This window comes from Sphingobium sp. TomTYG75, assembly GCF_054771635.1.
On sequence record NZ_BSRE01000001.1, the window covers coordinates 2,108,431 to 2,129,374 of the forward strand.

A 20,944-nucleotide genomic window follows, 5' to 3' on the forward strand; every position below is an offset into this window, starting at 1 on the left:
CCGTGGCGGCCCATTTACCCTGTGTTCAGGCTCTGATTGCCATGAAGCGCGCATGACGACCATATCCATTCGCGCCTTTGCGCTCGCTTTGCCTGCCGCTGCTTTGCTGCTGTCCTCCTGCGCGACGGTGTCACCCGAATCGAAAGTGCGGGCGGGGCTGATTGAAGCGGGGCTTTCGCCGCGGATGGCGGGGTGCATGGCGGAGCGGATGGTGGATCGGCTGAGCCTGATCCAGCTGCGGCGGCTCCAGTCGCTGGCGTCGCTCCGCAAGTCGCACATGGGGGAGATAACGGTGGATCGATTCCTCTACAAGGTGCGGGCGCTGGAGGATCCGGAGATATTCATGGTGACGAGCAAGGCGGCGATCGTCTGCGCGATTGAATGAAGGAAGTGGTGAATTGAACGCGATTCCGGGAAATGATTTTGCAATTTTGCAAAGTTGATTTGCGGAACGAGACTGGCGTCCCCCGCGTCCCTGTGCTTTAGCCCCGTCAACAGCTTTTCAGGCGAAAGGACGGGCCAGGCCCATGAACATTCACGAATATCAGGCGAAGGAACTGCTGGCGAAATATGGCGCGCCGATCGCCGCCGGTTACGCCGCTTTTTCGGTCGATGAAGCCGTCGAAGCCGCCAAGAAGCTGCCCGGGCCGCTCTATGTCGTGAAGTCGCAGATCCACGCTGGTGGCCGTGGCAAGGGCAAGTTCAAGGAACTGGCCCCTGAAGCGAAGGGCGGCGTCCGCCTGGCCTTCAACCTCGATGAAGTGAAGGCCCACGCTACCGACATGCTCGGCAACACGCTGGTCACCATCCAGACCGGCGAAGCGGGCAAGCAGGTTAACCGCCTCTACATCACCGACGGCGCCGACATCGCGAAGGAATTCTACCTCGCGCTGCTGGTCGATCGTGGCAGCAGCCGCATCGCGTTCGTCGTGTCGACCGAAGGCGGCATGGACATTGAAGAGGTCGCCCATTCGACCCCCGAAAAGATCCACACCTTCACCGTCGATCCCGCAGCCGGTTTCCAGCCGCACCACGGCCGTTCCATCGCTGCGGCTCTGGGCCTGACCGGTGATCAGGCGAAGCAGGCCGCCCAGGTCGCCTCCTCGCTCTACGCCGCGTTCCTCGACACCGACGCCGAGCAGATCGAAGTTAACCCGCTGGCGCTGACCGAGCAGGGCAACCTGCTGGTGCTGGACGCCAAGGTCGGTTTCGACGGCAACGCCATGTTCCGTCACAAGGACATCGCGGAACTGCGCGACCTGACCGAGGAAGACCCGGCGGAAGTCGAAGCGAGCGAATATGATCTCGCCTACATCAAGCTGGACGGCAATATCGGCTGCATGGTGAACGGCGCGGGCCTGGCCATGGCGACGATGGACATCATCAAGCTGAACGGCGAATTCCCCGCCAACTTCCTGGACGTCGGCGGCGGCGCCAACAAGGAAAAGGTGACCGCGGCCTTCAAGATCATCCTGAAGGACCCGGCGGTGAAGGGCATTCTCGTCAACATCTTCGGTGGCATCATGAAGTGCGACATCATTGCCGAGGGCATCGTCGCCGCTGCCAAGGAAGTTGACCTGTCGGTTCCTCTGGTCGTTCGCCTGGAAGGCACGAACGTCCAGCAGGGCAAGGACATTCTGGCCTCGTCCGGCCTGGCCATCGTCCCTGCGGACGACCTGGGCGACGCGGCCAAGAAGATCGTGGCGGAAGTGAGGAAGGCAGCCTGAGGCACTTTCCAGCCATTTGAACAGACACCATGGGGCGCAGGCGGTCTTTTAGGATCGCCTGCGTCCTTGTCCGCATATGCGGGCTGTGGCGTGAAACGAAAGGATGTTGCGATGAAGATCCTTGTGCCCGTGAAGCGGGTCATTGACTATAATGTGAAGCCGCGTGTGAAGGCGGATGGAACGGGCGTTGATCTGGCGAACGTCAAGATGAGCATGAACCCGTTTGACGAGATCGCGGTCGAGGAAGCCATCCGCCTGAAGGAAAAGGGCGTGGCGACCGAGGTCGTGGCGGTGTCGATCGGCGTTGCGAAGGCGCAAGAGACGCTGCGTACAGCGCTTGCCATGGGCGCGGATCGCGCGATCCTGATCCAGACGGATGACGAAGTCGAACCGCTGGGCGTCGCCAAGCTGCTCGCCAAGGTTCAGGAAGAGGAAGGCGCTGGCCTGATCATCCTGGGCAAGCAGGCGATCGACGATGACAGCAACCAGACCGGCCAGATGCTGGCCGCGCTGCTTAATCTGCCGCAGGGCACCTTTGCGTCGAAGGTCGAGGTTGAGGGCGACAAGGTCAGCGTGACCCGCGAAGTCGATGGCGGCCTGGAGACGGTGAAGCTCAACGTCCCTGCGATCGTCACCACCGACCTGCGTTTGAACGAGCCGCGCTATGCTTCGCTGCCCAACATCATGAAGGCGAAGAGCAAGCCGCTCGCGACCAAGACGCCTGCTGACTATGGCGTGGACATCTCGCCGCGTCTGGAGACGCTGAAGGTCACCGAGCCCGCCAAGCGTTCGGCTGGCGTCAAGGTTGCCGATGTCGATGAACTGGTCGCGAAGCTGAAAGCTTTGGGCGTCGCTGCCTGACCATCATTCCAAGCCGTTCGGGCTGAGCTTGTCGAAGCCTGCTTCCTTCTTTGAAGAGAAGAAAGGTCCTTCGACAGGCTCAGGGCGAACGGGGATAGAGGATCGAGATTATGAAGACTCTGGTATGGGTTGAACATGAGGGCGGCGCCGTGAAGGACGCGACCCTTTCCGCCGTCACCGCTGCTGCGAAGCTGGGTGAAGTGCATCTGCTGGTCGCTGGCGCTGGCGTTGGCGGCGTGGGTGAAGCTGCCGCGAAGATCGCGGGCGTGGGCAAGGTCCATGTCGCCGACGACGCGGCATTTGGTCATGCGCTGGCCGAGAATGTCGCGCCGCTGGTCGTTGAACTGATGGGCAGCCATGACGCGTTCGTCGCGCCTGCCACCAGCAACGGCAAGAATATCGCGCCGCGCGTCGCGGCTCTGCTGGACGTGATGCAGATCAGCGACATCCTGTCGGTTGAGAGCGAAGACACGTTCACGCGTCCGATTTATGCGGGCAACGCGATCGCGACGGTCAAGTCGAAGGATGCGAAGAAGGTCATCACCGTGCGTGGCACCGCTTTTGAGAAGGCTGCGCGTGAGGGTGGTTCAGGCGTGGTGGAAGCTGTGGCCTCGACCGGCGACAAGGGGCTATCGAGCTTTGTCGGCGCCGAGATCGCCAAGCAGGAGCGTCCGGAACTGACCTCGGCCAAGATCATCGTGTCGGGTGGCCGTGCGCTGAAGGATGGGCCGACCTTTGAAGAGGTCATTTATCCGCTCGCGGACAAGCTGGGTGCGGCGGTTGGTGCTTCGCGCGCCGCTGTTGATGCTGGCTATGTGCCGAACGATTATCAGGTTGGGCAGACTGGCAAGATCGTGGCGCCGGAAGTCTATATTGCCGTGGGTATCTCCGGCGCGATCCAGCATCTGGCAGGCATGAAGGACAGCAAGACCATCATCGCCATCAATAAGGATGAGGATGCGCCGATCTTCCAGGTCGCGGACATCGGCCTGGTGGGCGACCTGTTCAAGGTCGTGCCGGAGCTTACTGGCAAGCTGTAAGCAACTTCCCGTGAGGGTAGTGAAGAGGGCGCGGCCGAGGTCGCGCCCTTTTTTCTTATTCGCAGCGGACGCTGCTGCGATCGATCGCGTTGCCGGCGATTGCGCCGCCGCCTGCGCCGAGGATGGTGCCGAGCGTCTTTGAGCCGCCGGGGGCGATGATATTGCCCAGGACGCCGCCCGCGATTGCGCCGACTATCGTGCCAGTGGTGCCGTCGTTGCGCTTGCAATAATAGCGGCCGTCATTGTCGCGGTAGATATAGTCGTCGTCGGTGATCACCCGGCCGGAATAGCTTCCTGCGGGGTGGTTATAGCCATAGCGGTCGCCATAGCGATCCGTGGTGCAGGCCGCCAGCGGCAGGGCCAGCAAGGCGGCGGCGATTATCGGGGTGCGCATCAGTCACTCTCCTATTCTTTGGCCCCCGGCTGCGTAACAACCCTTCAAATCCGGGTAAGTTGCGTGGGCGGAACGGCTTTATGGGGAGAGGGACAGGCGGACATTAGTCCACCCGCCACGGCGCCGCGAAAGGGGGGGAACGCGGGCCGGGCGGGCGGTGGCCAGCGGCCAGAGGGATAAGCCGCCGGAATGGGTATTTTTAAAGTGTCAGCCGCGTGTCAGCTGGCGAGGGTTGAACCCGGCGCTGTATGGCGCGGTTGGGTGGGCGTGATCGCCGGGGACATGTTGCTGCCGCCGAGGGTGCTGCTGGTAGAGCTGCCCGTGCGGTTCGAGATGTCGTCACGGGCCTTGTTGTAGCGGGTGACGAGGTCTTCCTTGAACTCGGTCAGCTTGCCTTCGTCGTACAGTTTCTTGCCGACATAACCTGCGATGGCGCCGAAAATCAGAGTGCGGATCATTGCGTCTAGCTCCTTACCGGATGTTCCTGTCAGGGTCGCGGAGATAACCGGTCAGGAGGCGTCGGGTTCCGGACGCTTTGGAGTATTCGACAAGATGAGCGGCTGTGGCGATGTGCCGGAGCGGCGGGCCGTCGGGGAGGTGTCGTTACACCGCAGAGCCGCAGGAAGCGGCGCGCTTTTTCTCGGAGCGTATTTCCCGGCCTGGTCGATCGATCGCCTCGGCGGGTGGCATGACCGGGTGTCCCGGCCAGCAATGCTTCAGGCGTTGACGGCGCTGCTTTGTGCGAGCGCGGCGGCTGAGGCAGCTTCGCGGCGGGCGCGGTTGCGGTCGGCGAGGTCCTGGCGTTCGGCCATGGCGAGGAAGGTCGCTTCCGAACGGAGGCAGCGGTCGCGGACGTTGGTGAGGGTGGCGGCCTGGGCTTCGTTGCGAGCCTGGGCGGCGAGGGCGCGATAGTCGGGGTGCGTCATATGCGCTCCTTTTTCAGATAGTGCCCGGGCGCCATGAAAACGGCGCCCGGACGGTCAGCATGGCTTATTCAGCGTGCTGAAGATTTACGGCCGCCATCTTGCCGCGACGATCCTGTTCCAGATCATAGGTCACGCGGTCCTTTTCGCGCAGCGTGGCCAGGCCAGCGCGCTCGACAGCGGTGATGTGGACGAACGCGTCGGGGGTGCCGTCGTCAGGGGCGATGAAGCCATAGCCCTTGTCGGCGTTGAAGAATTTGACGGTTCCGGTGATGCTCATGGTAGTTCCTTCGTTCGTACGGTCTGTCCAGCGTGGACGGACCGGTCGCTAGAGGGGCAGGGAAAGAAGGAAGTTTGGTGCCGCAAAGCGCCGAAAGACCGTCGATTTGCGACTGTAGCCTGTCCTATATAGGGGACGGGGGCAGAAATAGCAAATCGGCCGCCCAAATGAGGCCGTCATCACCCCGCCTTTTCCAGCGCCGCGAAGCCGAAAAAGGCGTCGCGGGCCAATGCGGCGGCGGCTTCGTAGGGGCGGCGCTGGGCTTCTTCCAGCGCGGCCAAGGCTTCGCTTTCCTGAGGGGTCAGGTCGCGCTCATAACCGTCTATGTCGTAGATGTCGCCGCTCTCTTCGCCGTTGAAGCCGGGCGGGGCGGGATAGTCGGTGCGCCAGGCTTCCCGCTCCTCATCCCACCATGCGCCGCGCAGGCGGGCGGCGGCTTCTTCGGGCGGAAGGGTGGCGCGATCGACCAGTGGGGGGCGAAGTTCACACCGTTCATGGAGGGGGTGGGAATCGGCCTTTTTGCCCTCATGCAGCGCCATGCGGGCGGCGATGAAGAGGGCGGCGGAGGCTCCGGGGGAGAGAGCGGTGGCGGTGGCTTCGATGCTGGCGGGGAGGGTGGGATCGGACGGGTCTGCGGCGGGCGGGGCGGCTTCGTTGCTGTCCGGGGTGAGGGCGGGGTGGTTTTCCGCTGTTGGGGCTTGGGCGGGCGCGGCTTCCTTTGGCGCTTGTTCCTGCGGGCAGAGCATGTCGAGATAGGCGGCGAAATCCTGCGCGACGACGCGGGCGAGGGCGGCGTCACTGCCTTCGGGCGGGTTGTCGGCCATGCGGTCGAGGCGGGAGAGCATCGACATCGCTAGGCGGTTGTCGTGGCGGTGGCGGGTGATTTCGCCTGCTTCGGCGTCCTTGCGGATCACTTCCTCATGGCCGTTGAGGGCGCGGGCGAGCAGATCGTCGGCGAGGCGCGCGCGGGCGATGAGGATGGCTGCGTCCCAGCCGAGGCGAAAGGCCGCGCCGTCGCGGCGGATGCGCAAGGCATAGGCGGCGCGGGCTGAGATGTGGACGGCGTCGCAGGCCGTGGTGATGACGCCGGTGGCGGCGAGGGTTTCAAGGAAGTGCCGCTGCCGCGCGGGGCTCCAGCCGTCGACGCGGCTTTGCTGCGCGGGGGTGGGGAGGGAGGGGAAGTGGTAGGACATGGCAAAGCTCCTTTTTATGGGAGGGTTTGCCGGGACGGTATAACAGGTTGGGGGTTGTAGGACAGAACAAAATGGGAACAAGGTTGGCGTCAGGGATATTGCTGGCGGGTGTGCTTGACGGTCAGCACTTCTATGACGTCGGCTCCGACACGGTAGACGAGCATGTAGTTGGGGGTAACGAGGGCTTCCCGCGTCTCTGGGACACGACCGGCGCGATACATGTAAGGATGATCGGCCAAGCGAGTGGCGGTATATTCCAGCAATTCTGCAAGGCGAGCAGCGGCGGCGGGATTGCGATCAGAGATATAGTCGACGATGCGCCGAGCATCCTCGCGCGCGATCGGGCGCCAAATAACGTGCGGCATCAGGCGTGCTTGGCTTTCTTCGCCTCAATGATTGCACGCAGTTCCGCCATGACCTGATCGTGCGGGATGCCGGGCCGGGGATCGGCCAAGGACGCCTCCACCTGCGCGCGGAACCAGGCGTCGTAAGCCTCGGCTTCCTCGGTCGTCGCGAACTCGGACTCGATGGGGGTGAGTTTGGTCATCTGCGTTAGGATATCAGCGATGTGAGGCGGTGCCAATTGTGATGTCGGATCAGCATGGTCTGAATATTCGTTGAGAGCCCGGCCGGTTTCGTTCCGACCGGGCGATCCACAGTCTAATTTCAATCGGGTGCTTTATCAGATTTTGCGTCCTGCCCATCCTCCGCAACATCCGTATCAGGGGGGAGGAATTCTTGCGTTAGATGTCGAATGACATGTTCATTAAATTGAGCGAGAATTTCACCAATCGAAGAGTTAATTTTATTTTTATCAGATATCTCCGTAATACTCGCCTTCCACCCCGAAAAAGAGGCTTTCTTTGTCTCATCCCAGCCAACATAGCGAAAGTGACAAAAGCCACTAAAAATAGCCAATTTATTTCGAGAAACTATCGGGCAAATATAGCAGCTTTCAGGCGCTAGGCTGAGTTCATTTGGTTCTAAATGGATCTCAATGTGCTTGTAAGGTAAATCTGCCGTTATCTCATATCCGACAACTTCATTCTTCCTATCGTCAACCCACTTGTAATCGTCATCCGAATTTCTGCCAAGAAGACTAAGATTAATTCCAGCAAACAGGGGATTTTTTAAGACCCTCTTCTGATATGTCTTCCATTCCTTCTTTGGCTGAGCGAAGTACGTGTTCTTCGCCTGCAATTCATTAATCCACTTTCCAATACCTAAGGGGTTTTCCGGATAGCCATCATGCTCTATAACTGTTATCTTAAAGAGTGAAGAAATCTCAGCAGAGAACTTATGCTGACGGGCGAAAAGCGGAATTTTCTCGTAATTCTGATCAGCAACTTCTTTCGTGCAATACGTGCTCGACGCCGATTTCACTGCTTCTACTAAGGTTTGGGAAGGTGCAGGATCAGATTTACCCTCTGTTGAGGTCGTGATAGAATTTAAGAATGGCAGGATTGCTTCTTTGACGGCTTTATTAACTTCGCAGAATACCTCAGTGCAATCCGCCTGAGTGATAAAATAAGGGTTCTGCCTTGTGGAACCGCTGAAGCTATCCGAGATAGAAGAAATAATATCTGTGTAACGAATCTTTGAGGATTGATGTGTATATATGGAATGAAGAAACGACTCCGTGAAATCGCTTATGTGACTATCTTGGTATGACGATTGCTGCTGCTGTGACGACAGCATAAAATATATTTTGCTAAATTGAGAATTGGATTTTACGTATTCCTCAAATTCTTCACGGCCTTTGATATAGTTTACGCCGGACTGGCATGCATCTACAATCTTGATAAATAAGTTTGGCGTTAGGCCCCTCGCCAGCGAGTCCAATTCCGTATTTGATAGTGATGTAGAATTTTGTTTAGATCTCGTAAAATCTCCTAAGAGAAACCGAAACTCATCGCTTAAGAATGCTCCGTGTCCGGAGTAGTAGAATAAAAGTTCGTCGATTGCCTTGCCTTTGAGGCTATCGACGAAATCTGATATTTGTTCCTTTACAACCGCACTGCTATGCCCGTCTGCGATGTGCAAGATGTTGCTGTCGAATTTTCCAGTCGCCTTGACCAAATTATGGATTGCGGCACTGTCGTTCGTACACCCCGGCAGTGGAGACAGTTCTCCAGAATAATTGCTCACCGTGAGTATGATCGCTGCGTTTTCCAAATTGCCCCCTCTGGTCAATGCTGCATGTAGCTATTCCGCTGCCACCGCTTCCATTCCCAACAGTGGCGCCAGATAACGTCCCGTAAAGCTACGAGAATTTTTCGCAACTTTTTCCGGCGTGCCTTCGGCGACGACTTCACCGCCTTTCACGCCGCCCTCCGGCCCCATGTCGATGATCCAGTCGGCGGTCTTGATGACGTCGAGGTTATGTTCGATCACGACCACGCTGTTGCCCTGTTCGACCAGGGCGTGGAGGACTTCGAGGAGTTTGCGGACGTCTTCGAAATGGAGGCCGGTGGTGGGTTCGTCCAAAATGTAGAGGGTCTGGCCGGTGGCTCTGCGGGCGAGTTCCTTGGCGAGTTTGACGCGCTGGGCTTCGCCGCCGGAGAGGGTCGTGGCTTGCTGGCCGACCTTTATGTAGCCGAGGCCGACTTCGGCGAGCATGGCCATCTTGTCGCGGATCGGCGGGACGGCCTTGAAGAATTCCACCGCATCCTCGACGGTCATGTCGAGCACGTCGGCGATGCTGTGGCCCTTGAACTTTACCTCCAGGGTTTCGCGATTGTAGCGCGCGCCGTGGCAGACGTCGCAGGTGACGTAGACGTCCGGGAGGAAGTGCATTTCAATCTTGAGCAGGCCGTCGCCGGTGCAGGCTTCGCAGCGGCCCCCCTTCACATTGAAGCTGAAGCGACCGGGTTTGTAGCCGCGCGCCTGGCTTTCGGGGAGGCCCGCGAACCAGTCGCGGATGTTGGTGAAGGCCCCGGTATAGGTGGCCGGGTTGGATCGGGGGGTGCGACCGATGGGCGACTGGTCGATGTCGATCACCTTGTCGCAATGTTCAAGGCCGGTGACCTTGTCGTGGGGGCCAGCGACGATGCGCGCGCCGTTCAGGGTGCGGGCGGACGCGGCGTAGAGGGTGTCGATGGTGAAGCTGGACTTGCCCGATCCCGATACGCCGGTGATGCAGGTGAAGGTGCCGAGCGGGATCGACGCGGTGACATTTTGCAGATTGTTGGCGCGGGCGTTGTGGACGGTGAGCCTCTTGCCATTGCCCTTGCGGCGCTTTGGCGGGACTTCGATGCGGCGGGTGCCGTTGAGATAGTCCGCGGTCAGGCTGTCGCGGTGGGCTAGCAGTTCGTTGAGCGTGCCTTGGGCGACGATGGTGCCGCCGTGGACGCCTGCGCCCGGCCCCATGTCCACGATATAGTCGGCCATGCGGATCGCGTCCTCGTCATGCTCCACGACGATGACGGTGTTGCCGAGGTCGCGCAGGCGTTTCAAGGTGATGAGCAGGCGGTCATTGTCGCGCTGATGCAGGCCGATGCTGGGTTCGTCGAGGACGTAGAGGACGCCCGACAGGCCGCTGCCGATCTGGCTGGCGAGGCGGATGCGCTGGGACTCGCCGCCCGACAGGGTGCCGCTGGTGCGGTCGAGGTTCAGATAGTCGAGGCCGACATTGTTGAGGAAGCCGAGGCGCTCGACAATTTCCTTGAGGATGGCTTTGGCGATCTGGTTCTGCTGGTCGGTGAGGTGCGCGGGGAGGGTGGAGAAGAAGCCGAGCGCGTCCACCACCGAGCGGCGGGTGGACATGGAGATGTCCTCACCCGCGATCTTGACCGCGCGGGCTTCGGGTTTGAGGCGGGCGCCGTGGCAGGTCTCGCACGGCATGGCGGTTTGATATTTGCTCAGTTCCTCGCGCATCCAGGCGGAGTCGGTCTGGAGGAGGCGGCGGTTGAGGTTGCCGATGACGCCTTCGAAGGGTTTTTTGACCTCGTAGGATTTTTTGCCGTCGACGAAGCGCAGGGTGACGGGCTTGCCTGCGGTGCCGTGGAGGATGATGATTTTTACCTCCGGGGGGAGGTCGATCCACGGGGTTTCCAGGTTGAAGCCGAATTCCTTGGCGAGGGAGCCGAGGACTTGCATGTAGTAGGGGCTGGGCGGGTTGGATTTGGCCCAGGGGACGATGGCGCCCTTTTTGAGGGTCAGGTGTTCGTTGGGGACGACGAGTTCGGGGTCGAATTCCTGGCGTTCTCCGAGGCCGTCGCAGGCGGGGCAGGCGCCTTGGGGGGCGTTGAAGGAGAAGAGGCGGGGTTCGATTTCCGGGATGGTGAAGCCGCTGACGGGGCAGGCGAATTTTTCAGAGAAGACTATGCGGTTGTCCGGGATGCCGGCGTTTTTCATTTTTCCGGGTGTTGCTCCCCTCTCCCCTGAAGGGGAGAGGGAGTCGATGGTGCCGTCAGCCAAATCCACATAGGCTAGGCCGTCGGCGAGCTTTAGGGCCTGTTCGAAGCTGTCAGCTAGGCGGGTGGACATGTCCGGGTCCACGGCTAGGCGATCGACCACGACTTCGATGTCATGCTTGTATTTCTTGTCGAGGGCGGGGGCGTCTTCGATCAGGACCATTTCGCCGTCGATGCGGACGCGGGTGTAGCCTGCCTTCTGCCATTCCAGCAGCTCTTTCTTATACTCGCCCTTGCGGCTGCGGACGACGGGGGCGAGGAGGTAGAAGCGGGTGCCCTCCGGCAATTGCATGACGCGGTCGACCATCTGGCTGACGGTCTGGGCGCTGATCGGTTCTCCGGTCGCGGGGGAGTAGGGGACGCCGACGCGCGCCCAGAGGAGGCGCATATAGTCGTAGATTTCGGTGACCGTGGCGACGGTGGAGCGCGGGTTGCGGCTGGTCGTCTTCTGTTCGATCGAAATGGCGGGGGAGAGGCCGTCAATATGCTCGACATCGGGTTTCTGCATCATCTCAAGGAACTGGCGGGCGTAGGCGGAGAGGGATTCCACATAGCGGCGCTGACCCTCTGCATAGATGGTGTCGAAGGCTAGGGAGGATTTGCCTGAGCCGGACAGGCCGGTGATGACGATCAGGCTGTCGCGGGGTAGATCGACGTCCACGCCCTTGAGGTTGTGCTCACGCGCGCCGCGTACGGAAATTGTGGTCAGACTCATGGGGCGTGTTGTTCCAGATTTGTTCTTTGGGGGCAAGGCCGTTGCCGGGCTATGGGCGCGGATATGGGATAGCAGGCGGCGGCTCGCAAGCGGCCCATGCTTTCCAGCGCGAGCAGGCGGCGGGTCACCGAAAGGTAGAGCGATATTAACCGATCAGGTGTATAAGGGCCGCGACGGGAAAGCTGCGGCGGTGGCGTCTCGACTTCTGTAGATATGAGAGATCCCGGATAGCCCGACAGCATCCCGGATACGCCCCCGGCCGTCCCTTGCGCCGGGGGCGTTTTCTTGTTCGGTCAATTTCGACGAATGATGTTTTACGCTACGTCAACAAGGCTTTTTGGGATCGACAGAGGCAGCTGGCCTGTTTAAATCTGCGCCCTGCCGGAAGGACTGACGGGTCCCAGCCTTCGCGGCTTTATCGCGGACCAGGTCGCCTGAAGAGCGACGAGTCCCAAGCAGTTCAATCGAAGGGGGACCATCATGACATTTTTTATCAATCGCACCGGCGGTGCCATGCTGGCGGCACTGTCTGCCACCGTGTTGATGGGCGCGGCGGCGCAGGCGAGCGTTATTCCGTTTGAATCCAACGGCCGTACGATCGATGTGCGCTATGACGATCTGGACCTGTCGAAGAAGTCGGGTCAGCAGGAATTGAATGCCCGCATCCGCCGTGCTGCGGTGAAGGTGTGTCCGGGCCGGACCATGCAGGATTTGCGGTCGTGCCAGATCGCGGCGGTGGATCATGTCCGTGAGCCGGTCGCCATCGCGATCGCCAAGGCGCAGGGTCAGGATGCGAGCCGCTTTGCCGAGGTGGGCAAGGATAAGGTGCCTGGCGCGGGGAATTGAGGCTTTGCGTTTGAGGGGGGAGGAGTGATCGGCTCTTCATCGCTGGCGTTGCGCTGGCCCACCCCCTAACCCTTCAAACGAGTCACGTGCCTCGTTTGAACGCTTGCGGGAGGGGGGACATTGAGCGCTGGAGGATGCTCTGGGAACCGGCCATCGGGACTGGCCGTTGATCCTGCGTGGCGCGCGAAGGCCGCGCCGAGGAGAGCAAGATGAGCGACAAGACCGATATTCGTCCCAATAGCCGTGAAGAAGCGCATGATGAGCGTCCCACGGATGCGCAGGACCATGCCGTCACCCCCGAGGAGCAGCTGGAGGAAGGGTTGATGGACAGTATGGATGCGTCCGATCCGCCGTCGGCCACCAAGCCGGGCGACCATGGCGATCCGGTTCCTTCGTCGGGATTTCACGAAGAAGAAGATGAGGATGAGAAGGCTGGGCGATAGACGGCGGCGATATTGGTGATATGATCCATGGGCGAGGCGAACCGGATCGGCGGTGGCCGGGCGGTTCGCCAAGCGCACGACGCTGCAAGGTGAGAGGAGCCTTATTGATGCCGACTTCCGCTACTCCCGCGATCGAACGCATTGCCCGGGTGCTGGCCGGACGCCAGCTGAGCCTGAATGGCGAGGGCGATGATCCCCATGCGGCGGGCGCGGTGGATGCGAGTTGGCAAAACTATCTGGATGATGCCTATGCTATCCTGCACACGCTGCGGGAGCCCGATGAGCAGATGGCGCAGGCGGGTGATGTCGCGGTGTGGCGCAGCATGATTGGCGCTGTGTTGGAGCGGCGAGCCTGACGCAGCGATTGGCGGGGCGGCCTGCCCATGCCATAATGGGCGGATGAGCGGCCCTGCACTGAAGATCAAGATACAGCTTTATTGTGGTGACGAGATCGCCATGGGGCCGGGCAAGGCCGACCTGCTGGATGCGATCGCCAGCGAGGGGTCGATTTCGGCGGCTGGGCGGAAGCTGAAGATGAGCTATCGGCGCTGCTGGATGCTGGTGGACGTGATGAACCGATGCTGGTCCGCGCCGCTGGTGGCGACGTCGAGTGAGGGCGCGGTGCTGACGGAGCTGGGGCTTGGCGTGCTTGCCCAATATCGCGGGTTGCAGAAGGCGGCGGCGAGTGCGGCGGGGCGGTCGCATTGGCCTGACCTTGCGCGCGAGTTGCGGGGCGAGCCGTTGCCGGTTCAGTCGGAGGAGTGAGGAGGATGCGTCGGCACTTGGGCATTGCGTAGGATGCCGGGGGTGGCGTGGTTTCGCGGGTTCTCAACGGGATGTTGCTTAAGGTTTTGCGTTTTGGGGCGTGGCTGGTGGCCGCGCCCTATTTTGGTTCACGCGGAGGCGCGGAGGGGTCAGGCGTCAGCTTTGTCCTTGAGGCGAGGCTTGGGAGCTGGATAGAGGTTAAGTCTGGGGCGCTCGCTTCGCCTTCTGATTGTGCTTCCGTATCGCTGCCGTTCCGCGTGATATATTTTCACGCGGAGAACGCAGAAGGCGCAGAGGGAGGGTTTGCGGCTTGCCGTTGCTTGAGGACCCGATGCTCTTTGGTAAGGGGGCTTTGCTGCCTCCTTTTATCGCTTTCACAAAAATTACATGTTGCGACGCACAAGGAAAAGTGATTCCCTGTAGTTGTCGGCAGAACCGGCGCTTAAGCTTACAGTAACCATGTTGGGCGCATGTTCTGCTGATCGACTTGAAGTCGGAGGGCAAGAGCATGGGCACCAATGCAAGACCGGCTGACGGGGCAATCACCCTGGCTGAATTGCGCGAATTCGCCAGTTTCCCGTCTGCCACGCAGCGCTATATCCGCCGGTCGCTGGACATCGGCCTCCACCGCCGCGACGCCATGAAGCTATGGTCGCGCGACATGGTGGAGGAAGCGAGCATCCGCGCGCAGGCCCGCATTTACGGGCGGCTGGATGAGATCAAGGCGCGGGTGCCCGACGACAGCGGGCTGGACCAGATGGAGCCGTTCATGGCGCCTTTGGTGACGATTTCGGCTTTCGATTTGGGGCAGGACAGGCTGAGCAGCTTTTCGGCCTACCGGTTTTTGTATGAACGGCTGTTGGGGGCGGGGGCCAGGCCGTGGTTGCCGGGCGCGTTCTGCGCGGCGGCGAGCTTGCCGCATCTGCATCCTGAGAAGCGGCGGGCGCTGTTGCAGTCGATCAGCGAGGCGGCGGCGACGGCGGTGGGGTGGTCTAACCGGGAGCCGACCTTCTATCCGGAGTGGGTGGAGAAGGTGGATATGAGCAAGGCGAATTGAGCTTTTGCTGGCGTTCCTCCGGGGGAGGGGCGATATGATTGAAGCGAGGCGGTGGCGGCCGTGAGGATTGCCGCACCTTTGAAATGTTATGCTTCGATCGCCGCTTGACCGCAGAGGCGAATGCCATAGCTTTGCACCGGCTTTTTTTGAGGGTCTGCGATGTCCTACGCTCTGTCCGCCCGGATGACCTTCGACAACATGCTCGGCAGCCTCGATCACCTTGTCGGGAAAGCTATCGATTCTGGGATGACGGATGATGTGCTCGCGGCGAGACTGACCGACGACATGTTTCCGCTGGAGATGCAGTTTCGCGTGGCTCTGAACCAAGTACTGCTGGCACTGAATCAAGTCGCCGGGCAGAGCGTCCCACTCGAAGTTGTATCGTATAAATCACTCGCGGAGGTTGCCGAACGCATTGCGGTGGTTCGATCGCTAAACGATCAAGCAGTCCCCGCTGGTTGGGCAGACGCCGACACAGTCGTCGATCTCACATTGCCCAATGGCATCCGCTTCCTTATGTCGTCGGAGGAGGATATTCGCGACTGGATCATGCCGAACTTCTACTTTCACGTAACAATGGCATATGCATTGCTGCGCAACGCGGGATTGGACATCGGCAAGATGGATTTTCTGCCGCATATGGAGCGCCATAAAGCTTTGCCTGCGTAGCAGAAGCGGTTCCTCTGGCGGTTCAGCTGACTCTCGACGGATTCTGGACCAGTTATCCATTCACGATCGTACCGCCGTTGGGGTGGAGGACCTGGCCGGACATGTAGCTGCCGTCCTCGCACGCCAGGAAGAGGAATGCGGGGGCTACTTCGTTGGGTTGGCCGGGGCGGCCCATGGGGACTGACTCGCCGAAATGTTCGAGCTTTTCCGGGCTCGCGCCGCCCGAGGGGTTGAGCGGGGTCCAGATCGGGCCGGGGGCTACGGCGTTGACGCGGATGCCGTCTTTTACGAGATTTTCCGACAGGCTACGGGTGAAGGCGGTGATGGCGCCTTTCGTGCTGGAATAGTCGAGCAGTTCCGACGAGCCCTGATACATGGTGACGCTGGTGCAGTTGACGATGGCGGCGCCTTTTTGGAGGTACGGGCGTGCTGCTTGCGTCAGGAAGAACATGCCGAAGATGTTGGTCTGGAAAGTGCGGCGCAGCTGTTCCTCGGTGATATCGGTGATGTCCTGATCGGGATGTTGTTCGCCCGCGTTATTGACCAGGATGTCGAGGCGGCCGAAGCGGTCGATTACCTGTTTGACGGCGTCGTCGCAGAAGGATTTTTCGCCAATGTCCCCGGCGATGGTGAGGGCCTGTTGGCCTTCGGCCTCGACGATCTGGGCAGTCTTCTTCGCGTCGTCATGTTCGCAGAGGTAGAGGATGGCGACGTCGGCGCCTTCGCGGGCGTAGAGGGCGGCGACGGCGCGGCCGATGCCGCTATCCGCGCCAGTGATGAGGGCGACTTTTCCGGCGAGGCGGCCTGAGCCGGGGTAGCGGGGTTCCCATTCGGGCTTGGGTTCGAGCTTGCTTTCGTGGCCGGGCAAGCCGTCTTCGTGGATCATCTCTTCATGATTGTCGGATTGGGTGTCGGACATGGCGCATCTCCTTTCCTCGGCCAACACTTGGGTTGGGGGATGGTTCATGCGCTTGCGGCAGGGCGGGTCGCCTAGCCCGTGCTGCGATTTTCCCAGATGGCGATAGGGGCGTCCGCGCCCGGCATTTCCATGCGGACTTCACGCAGGGTGACGGCGAGCACGCAGGCGGGCCGCTGTTCGACCCCGAGCGGCTGGGCGCAGTGGACGGGGCCGTTTCCGGGCACGCGTTCAATGCGGCCGATAAGCCGGAGCCTCAGCCCGCGTGAGGGGGTAAAATCTTCAGGCGCGAGGCGCAGTACTTTTTCGAAGGGGCGGCCGTGGCGCCACAGATCGTTGCCGTCATTCTGGCCGAATTGGGCGAGGGCCAGGCTTTGGTCGGGCGTGGGCGCGGTTCCGTCCGGTTCGGGCGCGGTGGCTTTTGCAGGGGCGGGGCATTCGTCGTTGGTGGACCAGGGGCGCAGCATCCAGAAGCCCTCGGCATCATGGCCGTCCCCTTGCGCGGGGAGTCCGAGATCGGCGGCTTTCCACGAAATCGGCCTGACATGGACGCGGAGCACGCCGGCCGCTTCATCATAGCGCCAGCGCATGGGGGCGCCACTGTCCTTTTCCGCAGCGCCCGAGCAGCCGAAGGCGAGTGAGAGATCGAACCGCTGACCCACGGTCCCGGCGATGTCGTCCGGCAGCGGCTTGCCCGATGACAGGGCGTCGGCGGCGCGGCGGGCGAGGTCGGCTATCTCTGCGCGGCCCCAGAGGCGCGGCAATTGCGGCTGTACCGGGATGGGCGGGGGGATGACGGTGACGGGGGCAGGCGCGGGCGGCGGAGCCTTGGGCGCTGTGCCGCGTCCAAGAAGGAAACCGCCCGCCCCGACCGCGATAAAAGCTGCAAGCCCTGCGGCTATGGCGAGCCGACTGGTCCTGGCACTGGGTTCACGCATAAGCCATTGATAGCAAATCGAGCATCATCCTCCAGAAGATAATCATCTTTTTTCCGCCTTGCTGCGTTGACAGGGGCGGCGGCAGGCACGAGGCAGGGGGCGCATGACGATTGACCAAGTTCTGACGCTGCTGGTGCTGGCCGCTGTCGTCGCTGCGCTGATCTGGGACAAGGTGCGCGCCGATGTCGTCGCGCTGTCCGGGGCGGCGGTGCTGTTGATGACGGGCGTCGTGCGGCCGGTCGATGTGCAGGGTGCCTTTGCAAGTCCCGCGATTATCGCGCTCGCGTCGCTGTTCGTCATTGCTTATGCGCTGGAGCTGTCGGGGCTGCTCGACCGGGCGATTGCGATGGCGGTGGCGATGTGCAGGCGGATGGGCGCGACCGGCATGTGGCTGCTGCTGTCGATGATCGGCGCGGCGTCCTGCTTCCTCAATTCGACGCCGATCGTGGTGTTGGGCGCGCCGGTCGTGCGCGACGTCGCCAATACGTTGGGCCTTTCGCCCAAGCGGTTCCTGATGCCGTTGTCCTATATCACAATCCTGACCGGCTGCTGCACGTTGATCGGGACATCGACCAACCTGCTGGTGGACGACATGGCGAGCGTGGCGGGGCAGCCGCGCTTCGGCATTTTCGAGATTACGCCGGTGGGGTTGCCGATGGCGCTGGCGGGTGGGCTATACCTGTTCCTGTTCAGCAAGAAGCTGCTGGGCGGGCGTCATGAGGCGGATGAGCGGGAAGGCGAGGCGGCGCCGATCGATGCCATGCATGTGTACAGCGCGCAGGTGGGCGACCCGGCGGTCTTCGCCGAGCCCCGGCCGCTGAAGCCCGCCAAGGCGGCGATCGCGCTGGGTGTTTTTGCGGCGGCGGTGGGGCTGGCGGCGATCGATGTTGCGCCGATCGCGGCGAGCGCCTTTGCCGGGGCGGTTGTGCTGATCCTGCTGCGGGTGATCAGCGCGGATGAGGCCTATAGCGGGCTGCGGCCGCAGATATTGATCCTGATCGCGGGCATGGTGGTGATCGGCATCGCGATGGAGCAGAGCGGGCTGGCGGCGGACGCCTCGCGGATGCTGATCGGCAGCGTGCATGGGTTGAGCCCGCTGATCGCGCTGGTCGTGCTGTATCTGGTGACGATGGTGCTGACGGAGTTGCTGTCGAACGCGACGGTGGCGGTGCTGCTGACGCCGGTCGCGGTGGCGCTGGCGGACAGTCTGGCGGTCAGTCCACGGCCGTTTCTGGTCGCGGTGATGATGGCGGCGAGCGCGGCTTTTGCGACGCCCTTTGGCTACCAGACCAATGTCATCGTCTATCAGATGGGCGGCTATCGCTACATGGATTTCGTGCGGGTGGGGTTGCCCTTGAACCTGATTACCTGCGTGGTCGGGGTGGCGGCGATCAGTATGTTTTTTCCGTTCTGATCAGGCCGGGCGCCAGCCGCAGGATAAGGAAACCGGCGGTGGCGGAGGCGAGTGAGCCGAGCAGGATGCCGAGCTTTGCCGCATCGCCTGTATCCGGATGGGGTGCGAAGGCGAGGCCGCCGATGAAGAGGCTCATGGTGAAGCCGATGCCGCAGAGGAGCGCCACGCCATAGACTTGCGCCCATGTGGAATGGGCCGGGCGGCTGGCCCAGCCGAGGCGGGACAGGAGCCACACGGTGCCGAATATGCCGAGCTGCTTGCCTGCGAAGAGGCCGAGCGCGATGCCGAACGGGACTGGCTGAGCCAGGTCGGATGGTGCGACCCCGCTTAAGGACACGCCCGCATTGGCGAAGCCGAACAGCGGCACGATAGCGTAGGCGACCCAGGGGTGGAGGCCATGTTCGAGGCGGGACAAAGGCGAATGCTGGTCGTCGGGCGCGGCTGGGGTCTTTCGCAAGGGGATGGTCATTGCGACGGCCACCCCGGCCAGCGTGGCGTGGATGCCGGATTGCAGCACGCAGAACCAGACGAAGACGCCGATCAGTATATAGGGCCAGAGGCTGTTGACCCCCGCGCGATTGCAGAGCGCGAGGCAGGCGAGACCTGCGACGGCCAGGGCGAGGGGCAGCAGGTTGAGCTGTCCGCTGTAGAAGAGGGCGATGATGAGGACGGCGATCAGATCGTCGATGATCGCCACGGCCGCGAGGAATATCTTGAGCGATGCCGGTACGCGCGGGCCGAGGAGGGCGAGCACGCCTAGAGCAAAGGCGATGTCGGTGGCGGCGGGGATCGCCCAGCCGCGAAGGCCGATGGCGTCTCCCCGGTTGATGGCGACATAGATAAGGGCGGGCATGACCACGCCCGCCGCTGCTGCCAGGCCGGGCAACAGGCGGTCGGGCCATCGGGCGAGTTGCCCGTCCAGCACCTCCCGCTTTATTTCCAAGCCCACGATAAGGAAGAACAGCGCCATGAGGCCGTCGTTGATCCAGTGGAGCAGGCTGAGCCCCGCCAGGTCGATGTGGAGCGTGTGGAAATAGTCGGCCGACAGGGCGGAGTTGGCGACGAGCATTCCCAGAGCCGCAGCCGCGATCAGGATGATACCGCCCGCCGCTTCCGCAGCGAGGAAGGCGCGCATCATTGAGACGGGGCGGGTGATCAGGGGAGGAACGGTCATCCCGCTGTTCTAACGGCCAATTCGGCGCAGGGCCACTGCTTCCGGTCGGTCGATCAGTGCGTTTCCGTGCGGAGCCGGTCGGTGAGTTGCTCGATTTCGAAGGGTTCGAGAATCCAGGTGCGGGTCTTGCGCCCCGCCCGGTGGATGGGCTGCGTCAGGAGGACGCGCGCCTGTTCGCGGGCGTGCGGCTTGAAGACCGCGAAATGCTGGGCGCAGTCACGGATCGTGCCGATGACCGGGGCGCGGCCTTCAAGGTCGATCAGGGTAGCGGGCTGATCCCAGGGGATTGCGGATGTCGGATGATCGTTCATTCACTTGCGCCTGTAACGGAAATACCAGACCTCATGGCCGAGGCGGCGGGCCTTTGCCTCATAGCGGGTTTCGGGCCAGCCGCCGGGGCGGGTGAGGAAGTCCTTGGGTTCGCTCGCCAGCCAATCGAAGTCGGGGTGGCCGTTCATCACCATCATCGCCCAGCGGAGATAGACGGGGTGATCGGTGCCGAAGCGGAACTCGCCGCCGGGCTTCAGCTTGCGGGCGATCATTTCGACCGGGCCGGGGTTCATCATGCGGCGCTTGGCGTGGCGGGCCTTGGGCCAAGGGTCGGGATGGAGGAGGTAGACGAAGCTCAATGCGCCATCGGGGATGCGGGCGAGGGCCTGAAGCGCGTCGCCCATGTGGAGGCGGATGTTGCCGAGCGCCTGATCGCGGACATGGCCGAGCGCGGTGACGACGCCGTTCAGGAAAGGCTCGCAGCCGATGAAGCCATGGTCGGGCAGCATATCGGCGCGATAGGCGAGATGTTCGCCGCCGCCAAAGCCGATTTCGAAATGCAGGGGGCGGTCGTAACCGAAGAGGTTGGCGGCGGTGATCTCCCCTTCTTCCGGGATGGAGAGGGCGGGCAGGAGCGTGTCGACCAGCTCCTGCTGACCGGCGCGGAGCTTGTGGCCCGACTGACGGCCATAGAGGCGGTTGAGCGTGGTGGGGTCGCCGGATTTGTGCGCGGTCATGGGCGGGGGCTTAGCCGCGTGGCGCAGCGGGGGCAAGCGGGTAGCTGTTGTGCCTCCCGCACCCGTGGTGAGGAGCGGTACGGGGCGGGAGGCACAGTAGGGTGTGTGGGGGTTCAGCCCATGACGGGCTGCAAATGGCGACTTTCTGCGCTTCCGGTGCTCACGTA

General features: G+C 61.9%; 25 protein-coding genes. 11 read left to right on the top strand and 14 right to left on the bottom strand.

What is annotated here, in order from left to right; genetic code table 11:
- Positions 1–52: 52 nt before the first annotated feature.
- The 4 genes from ACYU81_RS10720 (at position 53) to ACYU81_RS10735 (ending at position 3,628) form a co-directional block, all read left to right on the top strand.
- A complete protein-coding gene (locus ACYU81_RS10720; protein ID WP_460987606.1) occupies positions 53–385 on the top strand; it encodes a hypothetical protein in 333 nt (110 codons plus the stop codon).
- Between the two features lie 142 nt (positions 386–527).
- Positions 528–1,727: an ADP-forming succinate--CoA ligase subunit beta gene (gene sucC, locus ACYU81_RS10725; protein WP_460987607.1), complete on the top strand. Its 1,200-nt coding sequence runs from the start codon at positions 528–530 to the stop codon at positions 1,725–1,727.
- Positions 1,728–1,838: 111 nt separating this feature from the next.
- On the top strand, positions 1,839–2,588 hold the full coding sequence (locus ACYU81_RS10730) for an electron transfer flavoprotein subunit beta/FixA family protein (RefSeq protein WP_460987608.1): 750 nt from the start codon (positions 1,839–1,841) through the stop codon (positions 2,586–2,588).
- A 110-nt stretch (positions 2,589–2,698) separates the two neighbouring features.
- Positions 2,699–3,628 (top strand): electron transfer flavoprotein subunit alpha/FixB family protein, encoded by a 930-nt coding sequence (locus tag ACYU81_RS10735; protein WP_460987609.1) that lies wholly within the window; start codon positions 2,699–2,701, stop codon positions 3,626–3,628.
- Positions 3,629–3,683: 55 nt separating this feature from the next.
- On the opposite strand, the gene ACYU81_RS10740 is transcribed toward ACYU81_RS10735, so the two are convergent.
- The 9 genes from ACYU81_RS10740 to uvrA form a co-directional block, all read right to left on the bottom strand.
- Positions 3,684–4,022, bottom strand: coding sequence for a glycine zipper 2TM domain-containing protein (locus ACYU81_RS10740; protein WP_460987610.1), 339 nt, complete (start codon positions 4,020–4,022; stop codon positions 3,684–3,686).
- Between the two features lie 218 nt (positions 4,023–4,240).
- Positions 4,241–4,480, bottom strand: coding sequence for a hypothetical protein (locus ACYU81_RS10745; protein ID WP_460987611.1), 240 nt, complete (start codon positions 4,478–4,480; stop codon positions 4,241–4,243).
- Between the two features lie 258 nt (positions 4,481–4,738).
- Positions 4,739–4,948, bottom strand: a complete 210-nt coding sequence (locus ACYU81_RS10750; RefSeq protein WP_449471420.1) for a hypothetical protein — start codon at positions 4,946–4,948, stop codon at positions 4,739–4,741.
- Positions 4,949–5,012: 64 nt separating this feature from the next.
- Positions 5,013–5,225 (bottom strand): cold-shock protein, encoded by a 213-nt coding sequence (locus ACYU81_RS10755; RefSeq protein ID WP_449471421.1) that lies wholly within the window; start codon positions 5,223–5,225, stop codon positions 5,013–5,015.
- Positions 5,226–5,404: 179 nt separating this feature from the next.
- On the bottom strand, positions 5,405–6,418 hold the full coding sequence (locus ACYU81_RS10760) for a hypothetical protein (protein WP_460987612.1): 1,014 nt from the start codon (positions 6,416–6,418) through the stop codon (positions 5,405–5,407).
- Positions 6,419–6,507: 89 nt separating this feature from the next.
- Positions 6,508–6,783 carry a type II toxin-antitoxin system RelE/ParE family toxin gene (locus ACYU81_RS10765; protein ID WP_460987613.1) on the bottom strand — a complete coding sequence of 92 codons (276 nt, stop codon included), beginning with the start codon at positions 6,781–6,783 and terminating at the stop codon, positions 6,508–6,510.
- Positions 6,783–6,965, bottom strand: coding sequence for a type II toxin-antitoxin system RelB family antitoxin (gene relB, locus ACYU81_RS10770; RefSeq protein WP_192666660.1), 183 nt, complete (start codon positions 6,963–6,965; stop codon positions 6,783–6,785). The genes ACYU81_RS10765 and relB overlap by 1 nt, the downstream gene beginning before the upstream one ends.
- 119 nt (positions 6,966–7,084) lie before the next feature.
- Complete coding sequence (locus tag ACYU81_RS10775; RefSeq protein WP_460987614.1) at positions 7,085–8,593, bottom strand: caspase family protein; 1,509 nt, start codon at positions 8,591–8,593, stop codon at positions 7,085–7,087.
- A gap of 30 nt (positions 8,594–8,623) precedes the next feature.
- Positions 8,624–11,548, bottom strand: coding sequence for an excinuclease ABC subunit UvrA (gene uvrA, locus ACYU81_RS10780; protein ID WP_460987615.1), 2,925 nt, complete (start codon positions 11,546–11,548; stop codon positions 8,624–8,626).
- Between the two features lie 480 nt (positions 11,549–12,028).
- Here uvrA and ACYU81_RS10785 point away from each other — a divergent pair, with 480 nt between their 5' ends.
- From ACYU81_RS10785 to ACYU81_RS10810, 6 genes are all read left to right on the top strand, one after another.
- The gene (locus tag ACYU81_RS10785) at positions 12,029–12,394 is read left to right on the top strand and encodes a UrcA family protein (protein ID WP_460987616.1); all 366 of its coding nucleotides are present in this window, start codon (positions 12,029–12,031) and stop codon (positions 12,392–12,394) included.
- 209 nt (positions 12,395–12,603) lie between these two features.
- On the top strand, positions 12,604–12,837 hold the full coding sequence (locus ACYU81_RS10790) for a hypothetical protein (protein WP_449471427.1): 234 nt from the start codon (positions 12,604–12,606) through the stop codon (positions 12,835–12,837).
- 107 nt (positions 12,838–12,944) lie between these two features.
- Complete coding sequence (locus tag ACYU81_RS10795) at positions 12,945–13,193, top strand: hypothetical protein (RefSeq protein ID WP_196225513.1); 249 nt, start codon at positions 12,945–12,947, stop codon at positions 13,191–13,193.
- 43 nt (positions 13,194–13,236) lie between these two features.
- The gene (locus ACYU81_RS10800) at positions 13,237–13,602 is read left to right on the top strand and encodes a winged helix-turn-helix domain-containing protein (protein ID WP_460987617.1); all 366 of its coding nucleotides are present in this window, start codon (positions 13,237–13,239) and stop codon (positions 13,600–13,602) included.
- A 508-nt stretch (positions 13,603–14,110) separates the two neighbouring features.
- Positions 14,111–14,659, top strand: a complete 549-nt coding sequence (locus ACYU81_RS10805; RefSeq protein ID WP_449471430.1) for a hypothetical protein — start codon at positions 14,111–14,113, stop codon at positions 14,657–14,659.
- A gap of 159 nt (positions 14,660–14,818) precedes the next feature.
- Positions 14,819–15,328 (top strand): DUF1993 family protein, encoded by a 510-nt coding sequence (locus ACYU81_RS10810; RefSeq protein ID WP_460987618.1) that lies wholly within the window; start codon positions 14,819–14,821, stop codon positions 15,326–15,328.
- Positions 15,329–15,380: 52 nt separating this feature from the next.
- Here the strand turns inward: ACYU81_RS10810 and ACYU81_RS10815 are convergent, their stop codons facing one another.
- Together ACYU81_RS10815 and ACYU81_RS10820 are read right to left on the bottom strand one after the other, a co-directional pair.
- Positions 15,381–16,247, bottom strand: coding sequence for an SDR family oxidoreductase (locus tag ACYU81_RS10815; protein ID WP_460987619.1), 867 nt, complete (start codon positions 16,245–16,247; stop codon positions 15,381–15,383).
- A gap of 71 nt (positions 16,248–16,318) precedes the next feature.
- The gene (locus tag ACYU81_RS10820) at positions 16,319–17,182 is read right to left on the bottom strand and encodes a hypothetical protein (protein WP_460987620.1); all 864 of its coding nucleotides are present in this window, start codon (positions 17,180–17,182) and stop codon (positions 16,319–16,321) included.
- Positions 17,183–17,285: 103 nt separating this feature from the next.
- Here ACYU81_RS10820 and ACYU81_RS10825 point away from each other — a divergent pair, with 103 nt between their 5' ends.
- Positions 17,286–18,596 (top strand): SLC13 family permease, encoded by a 1,311-nt coding sequence (locus ACYU81_RS10825; RefSeq protein ID WP_460987621.1) that lies wholly within the window; start codon positions 17,286–17,288, stop codon positions 18,594–18,596.
- Here the strand turns inward: ACYU81_RS10825 and nhaA are convergent.
- The 3 genes from nhaA to trmB are packed head-to-tail and all read right to left on the bottom strand — an operon-like array spanning position 18,574 to position 20,777.
- A complete protein-coding gene (gene nhaA, locus ACYU81_RS10830; protein WP_460987622.1) occupies positions 18,574–19,770 on the bottom strand; it encodes a Na+/H+ antiporter NhaA in 1,197 nt (398 codons plus the stop codon). The genes ACYU81_RS10825 and nhaA overlap by 23 nt on opposite strands.
- A 53-nt stretch (positions 19,771–19,823) precedes the next feature.
- Positions 19,824–20,081, bottom strand: coding sequence for a hypothetical protein (locus ACYU81_RS10835; RefSeq protein WP_460987623.1), 258 nt, complete (start codon positions 20,079–20,081; stop codon positions 19,824–19,826).
- Positions 20,082–20,777 (bottom strand): tRNA (guanine(46)-N(7))-methyltransferase TrmB, encoded by a 696-nt coding sequence (gene trmB, locus ACYU81_RS10840; protein WP_460987624.1) that lies wholly within the window; start codon positions 20,775–20,777, stop codon positions 20,082–20,084.
- Between the last annotated feature and the right edge of the window lie 167 nt (positions 20,778–20,944).